Genomic DNA, 9,868 nt, shown 5'->3' on the forward strand with positions numbered 1-9,868 from the left:
GGTCCGGCGGCCACTCGACGTCGACGCCCATCGCCGCCAACCGCGCCTCGCCACCCCCGAGCAGGTCCACGACGTCCTCGTCGACCACGAGCGCTGTTTCCTGGCGCACCGGGACCAGGTCTCGGCGGTAGGAGGCGTGGATCTGGGCTGCCGCCTGTTCGGCGGCCGCGTGCGCCGCCGCGACTTCTTCGGCCAGTTCCTGGACCTGCGAGCGCAGCGCGTCGACTTCGTTCTCCAGGTCGATGATCCGCTTGATGCCCGCGAGGTTGACGCCCTCCTCCTGCGACAAGCGCTGGACCTCGCGCAGCAGCGCGATGTCCCGGAGGGAGTAGCGACGGCCGCCCGCCGGCGTTCGCCCGGGCGAGACCAGGCCCAACCGGTCGTAGCTGCGCAGGGTTTGCGCGTGCAGACCGGAGAGCTGGGCGGCCACCGAGATCACGAACATCGGCGTGTCCTCGTCGGACCCCGGCGGGAACCCGAAGCCCGGATCGGGCGTGCGGCGACCGGCCATGACTACCTCCCGAGCAACTCGTTCAGGTCCTGGCGCGGATCGTGGTCGGCGGTGGCCTCCGCGTAGTCCGCCAGCGCCTCGGCCGCCTTGCCGTCCAACTTGGACGGAACCGCGACCTGCAGCGTGATCAGCAGATCGCCGCTGCTGCCGTCCTTCTTGCCCACGCCCTTGCCGCGCACCCGGAAGGTGCGGCCGCTGGCGGTCCCGGCCGGGACCTTCAGCGAGACCTTCCCGTCCAGGGTCGGCACGGTCAAAGTAGTGCCCAGCGCCAGCTCCGGGAAGGTGGTCGGCACCGTGATCGTCAGATCATCACCGGAACGTCCGAACACGCGGTGCGCGTTGACGTGCACGACGACGTAGAGGTCACCGGAGGCAGCGCCCTGCCGACCCGGCTCGCCCTGACCCGCCAACCGGATCCGCTGCCCGTCGTTGACGCCGGCCGGGATCCGCACCGTCAGCGTGCGGGTGCGGGTGCTGACCCCCTCGCCCGCGCAGTCCGGGCACGGGTCGTCGATCAGCTGACCGCGACCGCGGCAGTCCGGGCACGGCTCGCTGAACGCGAACGCACCCTGGTTGCGGGTGACCAGCCCCGAGCCGGAGCAGGTGCTGCAGCTGCGCGGCCGGGTGCCCGGCTTGGCGCCGGAACCGCGGCAGGTCTGGCAGGTCGCCGGGCTGGACAGCCGCAGCGGCACCGTCGCACCGCGCACGGCTTCGGTGAAGTCGATGCGGACCTCGGTCTCCACGTCGGCGCCGCGCTTGGGCCGGTTGGCCGTGGACGCGCCGCCGGGGCGGCGGCTGCCGAACAGGCCGCCGAAGAGGTCACCGAGACCTCCCGGCCCCTGACCAGCACCGGCGCCACCGCCGAAGAGGTCACCGATGTCGAAGCCGCCGCCCGGTCCACCGAAGCCGCCGAACCCGCCATGACCGCCGCCTCCGCTGAAACCACCGGAGCCGAACAGCCTGCGGGCCTCGTCGTACTGCTTGCGCTTGTCCGGGTCGGACAGCACCCCGTACGCCTCGGAGACGGCCTTGAACTTGGCCTCCGCCCGGTCGTTGCCGGGGTTGGCGTCGGGGTGGTTCTCCCGCGCCAGCTTCCGGTACGACTTCTTGATCTCGTCCGCCGAAGCGTCGGAGGAGACGCCCAGCTCGGCGTAGAAATCCTTCTCGATCCATTCCCTGGCACTCACCGGACGCCCCTCCTCCCGCTCCTGATCAACCCTGCTCGGTGGTGTTCTCGTCGGCGGCAGCAGGCTCCGCCGACGTCGGCTCGTGGTCGGTCACCGCGACCATCGCCGGGCGCAGCACCCGATCCGAGAACCGGTAGCCGCGACGCAGCACGGCGGTCACGGTCGGACCGCTCACGTCCGGGGAGGTGCTGTGCTGCACCGCCTCGTGCACGGACGGGTCGAACTCGTCGCCCTCCGCGCCGAACGCTTCCAGACCGGCCGAGTTAAGGGCCCCGACCAGCTTGTCGGCCACGGCCTTGAAGGCGCCGTTGAGGTCGCCGTGCGCCTCGGCGCGCTCCAGGTCGTCCAGCACCGTCAGCAGGTCGCCGGCCACCGAGGCCTTGGCCGCGGCGATCACCGACTCGCGGTCGCGTTCCACCCGCTTGCGGTAGTTCGCGTACTCCGCGGTGACCCGCTTGAGGTCGGCGGTGAGCTCGTCGACCTGCTGCTGCAGACCGGCGGGCTCACCCTGAGGTGCTTCGGCGGTGGGAGCGGACTCCTCCGCCGGGACGTCCTTGGAGATCTCCTCGTCGAGGGTGCCGGAGATGCTTTCGGACACCTGCGCCTCTTCTCCGTTCGGAGCGGGCTCCCGGCGCTGGCCGGTGACCGGGTCGATGCGACGCCGGTCCCGGACCACCACCGGTTCCTGCTCTTCGTTGTGCGACATCTCGGACCGGTCCGCCGTCACTTCTTCTTCTCGTCCTCTTCGTCGACGATCTCGGCGTCCACCACGTCGTCGGCACCGGAGGCCTTGGCGTCCGCGGCGTCGTCCGCAGCGCCCGCGCCCGCACCGGCCGCCGCGTTGGCACCGGCGTCGGCGTACAGCGCCTGGCCGAGGGCCTGGGACTCGGTGGCCAGCTTCTCCACCGCGGCGGAGATGGCGGCGACGTCCTCGCCCTTGAGCGTCTCGTTGACCTCGTCGATCGCGGACTTGACCTTGTCCTTGACCTCCGACGGCAGCTTCTCGTCGTTCTCCTTGAGGACCTTCTCCGTCTGGTAGACGAGGGTCTCGGCCTGGTTGCGGGCCTCGGCCTCCTCGCGACGCTTCTTGTCCTCCTCGGCGTGCGCCTCGGCGTCCTTGACCATGCGGTCGATGTCGTCCTTCGGCAGCGCGGAGCCGCCGGTGATCGTCATCGACTGCTCCTTGCCGGTGCCCAGGTCCTTGGCGGAGACGTGCACGATGCCGTTGGCGTCGATGTCGAAGGTGACCTCGATCTGCGGCATGCCGCGCGGCGCCGGCGGGAGACCGGTCAGCTCGAACATGCCGAGCTTCTTGTTGTGCGCGGCGATCTCGCGCTCGCCCTGGAAGACCTGGATCTGCACCGACGGCTGGTTGTCGTCCGCGGTGGTGAAGGTCTCGGAGCGCTTGGTCGGGATCGTGGTGTTGCGCTCGATCAGCTTGGTCATGATGCCGCCCTTGGTCTCGATGCCCAGGGACAGCGGGGTGACGTCGAGCAGCAGGACGTCCTTGACCTCACCGCGCAGCACACCGGCCTGCAGGCTGGCGCCGACCGCGACGACCTCGTCCGGGTTCACGCCCTTGTTCGGCTCGCGGCCACCGGTCAGGTCCTTGACCAGCTCGGAGACCGCCGGCATGCGGGTCGAACCGCCGACCAGCACCACGTGGTCGATGTCGGCGAGCTTGATGCCCGCGTCGCGGATGACCGCCTCGAACGGCTTGCGGCAGCGCTCGAGCAGGTCGGAGGTGATCCGCTGGAACTCGGCGCGGGACAGCGTCTCGTCCAGGAACAGCGGGTTCTTGTCCGCGTCCACCGTGATGTACGGCAGGTTGATGTTCGCGCTGGAGGAGCTGGACAGCTCGATCTTGGCCTTCTCCGCGGCTTCCTTGATCCGCTGCATGGCCATGCGGTCCTTGGTCAGGTCGATGCCCGACGAGGTCTTGAACTTCTCGACCAGCCACTCGACGATGCGCTCGTCCCAGTCGTCACCACCGAGGTGGTTGTCACCGGAGGTCGCCCGCACCTCGACGACGCCCTCGCCGATCTCCAGCAGCGAGACGTCGAAGGTGCCGCCACCGAGGTCGAAGACCAGGATGGTCTGCTCGTTCTCGCCCTTCTCCAGGCCGTAGGCCAGCGCGGCGGCGGTCGGCTCGTTGACGATGCGCAGCACGTTCAGGCCGGCGATCTGGCCGGCTTCCTTGGTGGCCTGCCGCTGGGCGTCCTCGAAGTACGCCGGAACGGTGATCACCGCGTCGGTGACGTCCTCGCCCAGGTACGCCTCGGCGTCGCGCTTGAGCTTCATCAGCACGCGGGCGCTGATCTCCTGCGCGGTGTAGTCCTTGTCGTCGATCTTGACGGACCAGTCGGTGCCCATGTGGCGCTTGACCGACCGAATGGTGCGGTCCACGTTGGTGACCGCCTGGTTCTTCGCGGGCTGACCCGTGAGGATCTCGCCGTTCTTCGCGAAGGCCACGATGGACGGCGTGGTCCGCGAGCCCTCGGAGTTGGCGATCACCGTCGCTTCGCCGCCCTCCAGGACGGAAACGACGGAGTTGGTCGTTCCCAGGTCGATGCCGACCGCTCGCGCCATGCTGGGTTCCTCCCGACTGAGTAATCCGTGCGCTCAGGCACCGGCGAAGGTTCCTGAGCCTTGCTGACTCAAGTTTTACCGACTGCACCCGAGCACCGTCAATCCGGGTTGAGCGCAGCCCGCTCAAGCTTTCTGCCAGTCCAACGGATGACCTGCGCGGATAGTTCCGCGGCGTGATGGGAACCACCCGGCGGAGATCAGGGGATGGCGCCGCCGTCGCGGAGGTAGTCGACGGGCTGGACCAGGAACCGGAGCACCGGTTCGAGGTCGTCAGCGGTGGGCGGCTCGTCCGCGATGAGCGCCTGCATGAGGATGCCGTCGATCGCCGCGAACAGCGCTCGGACCATCGGCTGGTCGCCGCCCCGGCCGCCGTTGACGTAACCGGAGGCGACCTCGATCCACTTGCGCGCGGCCGGGCGCAGCGCCGGGCGGCGGGCCGCCAGCAGGTACAGCTCGTACTCGCCGAGCGTGCGCTCGCGGTGCTCGCGCACCAGGCTCGCCAGGTTCTCCGCGATCGCCCGCGGCCAGGCGGTGCGCTCCTCGACCTGCTCCTGCAGCTGGTCCATCTGCTCGAGGAGCCCGTCGCAGCCCGACTTCAGCGCTGGCCGCCGAGCAGGTCGTCGATGCCGTCGAAGTAGTACGCGATGGACGCCGGCGGAACTCCGGCCTCGCGCGCGATGTTGCGGTGGCTGACCGCGCCGACCCCGTCGCGGGCGACCACCCGCAGCGCGGCGTCGATGATCGCGCGGCGGCGGCGCTCGCCCTTGGCGCGGCGGCCGTCGGTCTCCTCGTCCGGATTGCGGCGCACCTGGGTCAATGCGCACCTCCCAGCTCCAGCGCGACGACACCGCCGATGATCAGCGCGAGACCGGCGATCTGCACGGCGGTGATCGACTCGCCGAGGAACACCGCGCCGATGATCGCCACCAGCGCGACCCCGGCTCCCGCCCAGATCGCGTAGGCGACGCCGACCGGCAGCCCCAGCTTGAGCACCGAGGCCAGCGCGGAGAAGGCGATCACGTACCCGACCACGACCAGGATCGAGGGGAGCGGCTTGCTGAACCCCTCGGAGAACTTCAACGAGACGGTGGCGAACACTTCGCTCACGATCGCCACCGCCAGGACCAGGTACGCCACGCCCATCTCCCAAGAAAATCGTACGATCGCCCCACTTTAAGGGCATGCCGGTGCCCCTGCACCGGGGCACTTCCAGGTCAGTCGCCGGAGCGCTCGGACTTCCCGCCGCCACCGCCGGAGACCAGGCCGCTGAGGATCACCGCGGCCCAGATGCCCAGCGGGATCATCGGCCAGAAGAAGCCGAGCTCACCGGAGGCGATCGAGGTGACCAGCCAGATCCCGCACAGGATGACCGCGACGCCGCCCCACTCCCGCCACTCCTTGATCTGCTTGCGCTTCCGCTTCTCGCGCTTGACCAGGTCCTTCGACTTCTTCGGCGGGGTGGGCTCGGGCAGGTCGGCGGTGATCGGCACCAGCTCGCCGTAGGTCGTCGCGGCGAACGCCTGCTGCAGCCGCTCGTCGTACTCGGCGACGGTGAGCCGTCCTTCGTCCAGCGCCGCCCGCAGCCGCTGCGCCACGGCTTCCCGATCGCCGTCCGACGCGCGCATCGACCCGTTGTCCCCAGTCATCGCAACCCCCTGGACGTTCGGCATCGCCGAACGAACCGTTCACCCGATCAAATAAGTGGCGAAAATCGCATCCCGTCCTCGAGTCTGCCCTGATCGACATCGCCCACGCCCGGTTCGCGATTCGATCGCAACCACCGACGCCGCGTTCAACAGGAACAACTCGGACGACTCCAGCAACGCCGACCCGCGCCACCCGCATCCGACCGAGCTAGGCTATCCGATAAAGCTGAACGATTGAACAACTAGTTTTTCGCGCGGCGGTCTCGCAGAATCACCGACTGTTACCAACACGCGCACAACCCCTGTAGTTACCGATGGGTAACAGGGCGTACGCTGCCCGAACGGACAACCCCCTCGAAACAGGAGGCCGCGAGCATGGGTGCTGTTCAGATCACGCTGGGCGCGATCTCGGTCGCGCTCGGCGTCGTCGCGTGGAGCATGTTCGCCGCGACCATCGCCCGGTTCGTGCGGATCATCCGCCTCGGGCAGCCGGACGGCACCCGCAACGGCCCGGTGATGGCCCGGCTGGCGACCCTGGTCAAGGAGTTCGCCGCGCACACGCGGATGAACAAGTTCCGCAACGTCGGTGTCTGGCACTGGCTGGTGATGTGGGGCTTCCTCATCGGTTCGCTGGCCCTGTTCGAGGCCTACGGCGAGGTCTTCGTGCCGACCTGGGGCTGGCCGTTCCTGAGCGATCTGGCGATCTACGGCCTGCTGATGGAGATCCTCGGTGTCGGCACCGTGGTGGGCATCCTGGTGCTGATCGTGATCCGCCAGCTCAACCACCCGCGCCGCGCTGACCGGGTCTCGCGGTTCCAGGGCTCGAACTTCAAGTGGGCTTACTTCATCGAGGCCGTGGTCCTGGTCGAGGGCGTGGGCATCCTGGGTGTGCGGGCGGCGAAGTCCGCGCTGGGCGTGCACCCGATGCCGTTGTGGTCGGAGTTCGTCTCGGGCCCGCTGGGCATGCTGCTGCCGGCCAGCGCGAACCTGGTGTCGGTGTTCGCGTTCATCAAGCTGATGAGCGCCACGGTCTGGCTGATCGTGGTGGCCCGCACGATGACGATGGGCATCGCCTGGCACCGGTTCTCGGCGTTCTTCAACATCTACTTCAAGCGCGAGGACGACGGCGACGTCGCGCTGGGCGCGGTCAAGCCGATGATGTCGGCGGGCAAGCCGCTGGACTTCGAGGAGGCCGACCCGGACACCGACGTGTTCGGCGCGGGCAAGGTCGAGGACTTCTCCTGGAAGGGCTGGCTGGACTTCACCACCTGCACCGAGTGCGGTCGCTGCCAGTCGCAGTGCCCGGCGTGGAACACCGGCAAGCCGCTGTCGCCGAAGCTGCTGATCACCTCGCTGCGCGACCACGCCTACGCCAAGGCCCCGTACCTGCTGGCCGGTGGCAGCAAGGACATGGCCGGTGACGAGGTCGGCATCACCGGTGACGACGCCGAGGAGAAGCTGGCCGGGATCGACGTGCTGGCGCTGGCCGAGGCCGAGCGCCCGCTGATCGGCGGCCCGGAGGAGATGGGCGTCATCGACCCCGAGGTGCTGTGGTCCTGCACGTCGTGCGGTGCGTGTGTGGAGCAGTGCCCGGTGGACATCGAGCACGTCGACCACATCGTCGACATGCGCCGCTACCAGGTGATGATCGAGTCGAACTTCCCGACCGAGCTGGGCGGGATGTTCAAGAACCTGGAGAACAAGGGCAACCCGTGGGGCCAGAACGCCAAGGACCGCCTCGCGTGGACCGAGGGCCTGGACTTCGAGGTGCCGGTCTTCGACGGCGAGCTGGCCGACGACGTGGAGTACCTGTTCTGGGTCGGCTGCGCCGGTGCCTTCGAGGACCGCGCGAAGAAGACCACCCAGGCCGTGGCCGAGCTGCTGCACATGGCCGGCGTGAAGTACACGGTGCTCGGCCCGGAGGAGACCTGCACCGGTGACCCGGCCCGTCGTGCGGGCAACGAGTTCATCTTCCAGATGCTGGCCCAGCAGAACGTCGAGGTGCTGAACTCGGTGTTCGAGGGCCGCGAACCGGGCAAGCGCAAGATCGTCGCGACCTGCGCGCACTGCTTCAACTCGCTGGCCAACGAGTACTCGCAGCTGGGCGGCGACTTCGAGGTCGTGCACCACACCCAGCTGCTGAACAAGCTGGTCCGCGAGAAGCGCCTGACCCCGGTCGCCCCGGTCGCCGAGGACGTGACCTACCACGACCCCTGCTACCTGGGCCGCCACAACAAGGTCTACACGCCGCCGCGCGACCTGGTCGGAGCCTCCGGCGCGACCTTCCGCGAGATGCCCCGCCACGCCGACCGCTCCATGTGCTGCGGCGCCGGCGGCGCCCGGATGTGGATGGAAGAGCGCATCGGCAAGCGCATCAACGTCGAGCGCGTGGACGAGGCCCTGGGCACCGCGCCGTCGAAGATCGCGACCGGCTGCCCGTTCTGCAAGGTGATGCTCTCCGACGGCCTCACGGCCCGCCAGAGCGAGAAGGTCGCCTCCGAATCGGTCGAGGTCGTCGACGTCGCCCAGCTCCTCCTCAACGCCGTCAAGCGCGGCGAGAAGACCACCGAGGACACCGCGACGACCGGCAGCTGACCGTCAACAACCGACGAAGGGCGTCTCCCACCGGGAGGCGCCCTTCGCGCTTTTCAGGGCAGCGCGTCCTCCGCCGAGGTCCGCGGTCGCTGGTCCATCTCGCCCTCAGGAGATCAACCCAGCGGTAATCGGACATGCGCATCGAGTTGCCGATTCCGGCGTCATATGCCAGGGGCAGCGCCGTCCCGGTATCGACCGGCACGGATGCGGAGGAATGATGGCCGAGACTCCCGAGCTCAGCGACGCCGAACTGGTCGAGCTGGTCCGTTCCGGGGAGAAGGGGGCGTACGGGCAGCTCTACCAGCGGCACGTCCGCGCCGCCTACAAGACGGCGCGGCAGGTCACGCGGTCCGAGACCGAAACCGACGACCTCGTCTCCGAGGCCTTCGCCAACGTCCTCGACAGCCTCAACACCGGCGGCGGCCCCACCACCGCATTCCGCGCGTACCTGCTCACGACGCTGCGGAACCTCGCCTACGACCGGTCCCGTTCCGCGAAGAAGGTCCAGCTCGTCGAGGACGTCCAGACCTTGGCCGGTCACGACTCGGTGGACCCCGTCGAGAACTCCGCGGTGGACGCGGCGGAGCGAACGCTCGCGGCGAAGGCCTTCTCCCGGCTGCCGGCGAACTGGCAGAAGGTCCTCTGGCACACCGAGATCAAGGGCCGAACCCCCGCCGAAGCCGCCCCGCTGCTCGGCCTGCGCCCCAACGCCGTCTCCGCGCTGTCCTACCGCGCCCGGGAAGGCCTGCGCCGCGAGTACCTGAACGCGCACCTGGCCGAGGTGTCCGACCCGCGCTGCCGAACGGTGATCGACCGCCTGGGCGGCTGGGCCCGCAACGCGCTGTCGAAGCGCGACGAGCTTATCGTCCAGTCCCACCTGAACGACTGCGAGCGCTGCCGCGCCCTGGCCAACGAGGTCGCCGAGGTCAACAGCGGCATCCGAGCGATCATCGAACCCCTGGTCCTGGACGACAACGCCCGCCCCTTCAGCGCGAAGCCCCAGAACCTCCCGCCCTGGCTCCTCCTCCTGCTCAGCGCCCTGGTCCTGGCCATCGCGATGGCCTTCGCCTGGTCCAACCCCACGGACCCCACCGCCCGAGGCCTCAGCGCTCAGGGCGTCCCGTCACGTGAGTACTTCGGGGCGCCATAACACCCCAAACCACGCACGAACCCACCACCGCAACCCGCGCCAGGACGGCGGACCGCGGGCCTGAGCACAGTTCCAGCTGCTCAGGCCCCGTGAGCACTTTGCGGCGCTATAACCCCACAAAGTGCTCACGGGGCTCGGCCCGGCTGGTCAAATCCCGTGAGTCTTTTGGGCTGCTATGACCGCCCAAAAG

General features: G+C 69.0%; 9 protein-coding genes and 1 pseudogene. 2 read left to right on the top strand and 8 right to left on the bottom strand.

The window, feature by feature from the left end; translation table 11 throughout:
- Positions 1-82: 82 nt before the first annotated feature.
- From ABTZ89_RS29715 to ABTZ89_RS29750, 8 genes and pseudogenes are all read right to left on the bottom strand, one after another.
- Positions 83-511, bottom strand: a pseudogene (locus ABTZ89_RS29715) (heat shock protein transcriptional repressor HspR); the annotation flags it as partial.
- Between the two features lie 2 nt (positions 512-513).
- Positions 514-1,698, bottom strand: a complete 1,185-nt coding sequence (gene dnaJ, locus ABTZ89_RS29720; protein ID WP_270954188.1) for a molecular chaperone DnaJ — start codon at positions 1,696-1,698, stop codon at positions 514-516.
- Between the two features lie 25 nt (positions 1,699-1,723).
- On the bottom strand, positions 1,724-2,425 hold the full coding sequence (gene grpE / locus ABTZ89_RS29725) for a nucleotide exchange factor GrpE (protein WP_351050854.1): 702 nt from the start codon (positions 2,423-2,425) through the stop codon (positions 1,724-1,726).
- A complete protein-coding gene (dnaK, locus tag ABTZ89_RS29730) occupies positions 2,422-4,287 on the bottom strand; it encodes a molecular chaperone DnaK (RefSeq protein WP_270954190.1) in 1,866 nt (621 codons plus the stop codon). Before dnaK ends, grpE begins: the two co-directional genes overlap by 4 nt.
- A gap of 197 nt (positions 4,288-4,484) precedes the next feature.
- Positions 4,485-4,853 carry a TetR/AcrR family transcriptional regulator gene (locus ABTZ89_RS29735; protein ID WP_351050858.1) on the bottom strand — a complete coding sequence of 123 codons (369 nt, stop codon included), beginning with the start codon at positions 4,851-4,853 and terminating at the stop codon, positions 4,485-4,487.
- A 29-nt stretch (positions 4,854-4,882) separates the two neighbouring features.
- Positions 4,883-5,095, bottom strand: coding sequence for a TetR/AcrR family transcriptional regulator (locus ABTZ89_RS29740; protein ID WP_351050865.1), 213 nt, complete (start codon positions 5,093-5,095; stop codon positions 4,883-4,885).
- 5 nt (positions 5,096-5,100) lie between these two features.
- A complete protein-coding gene (locus ABTZ89_RS29745) occupies positions 5,101-5,424 on the bottom strand; it encodes a DMT family transporter (protein ID WP_408641981.1) in 324 nt (107 codons plus the stop codon).
- A gap of 77 nt (positions 5,425-5,501) precedes the next feature.
- Complete coding sequence (locus ABTZ89_RS29750; protein ID WP_270954192.1) at positions 5,502-5,933, bottom strand: DUF1707 SHOCT-like domain-containing protein; 432 nt, start codon at positions 5,931-5,933, stop codon at positions 5,502-5,504.
- Between the two features lie 375 nt (positions 5,934-6,308).
- On the opposite strand from ABTZ89_RS29750, the gene ABTZ89_RS29755 reads away from it, so the two are divergent.
- Both ABTZ89_RS29755 and ABTZ89_RS29760 read left to right on the top strand, forming a co-directional pair.
- A complete protein-coding gene (locus ABTZ89_RS29755) occupies positions 6,309-8,528 on the top strand; it encodes a (Fe-S)-binding protein (RefSeq protein WP_351050861.1) in 2,220 nt (739 codons plus the stop codon).
- Between the two features lie 217 nt (positions 8,529-8,745).
- Entirely contained in the window at positions 8,746-9,678 is a 933-nt protein-coding gene (locus tag ABTZ89_RS29760) for a sigma-70 family RNA polymerase sigma factor (protein WP_270954146.1), read from the top strand.
- Positions 9,679-9,868 lie beyond the last annotated feature (190 nt).

It is taken from the genome of Saccharopolyspora sp. NPDC002686 (assembly GCF_040295745.1).
Taxonomy (GTDB): Bacteria; Actinomycetota; Actinomycetes; order Mycobacteriales; family Pseudonocardiaceae; genus Saccharopolyspora; species Saccharopolyspora oryzae.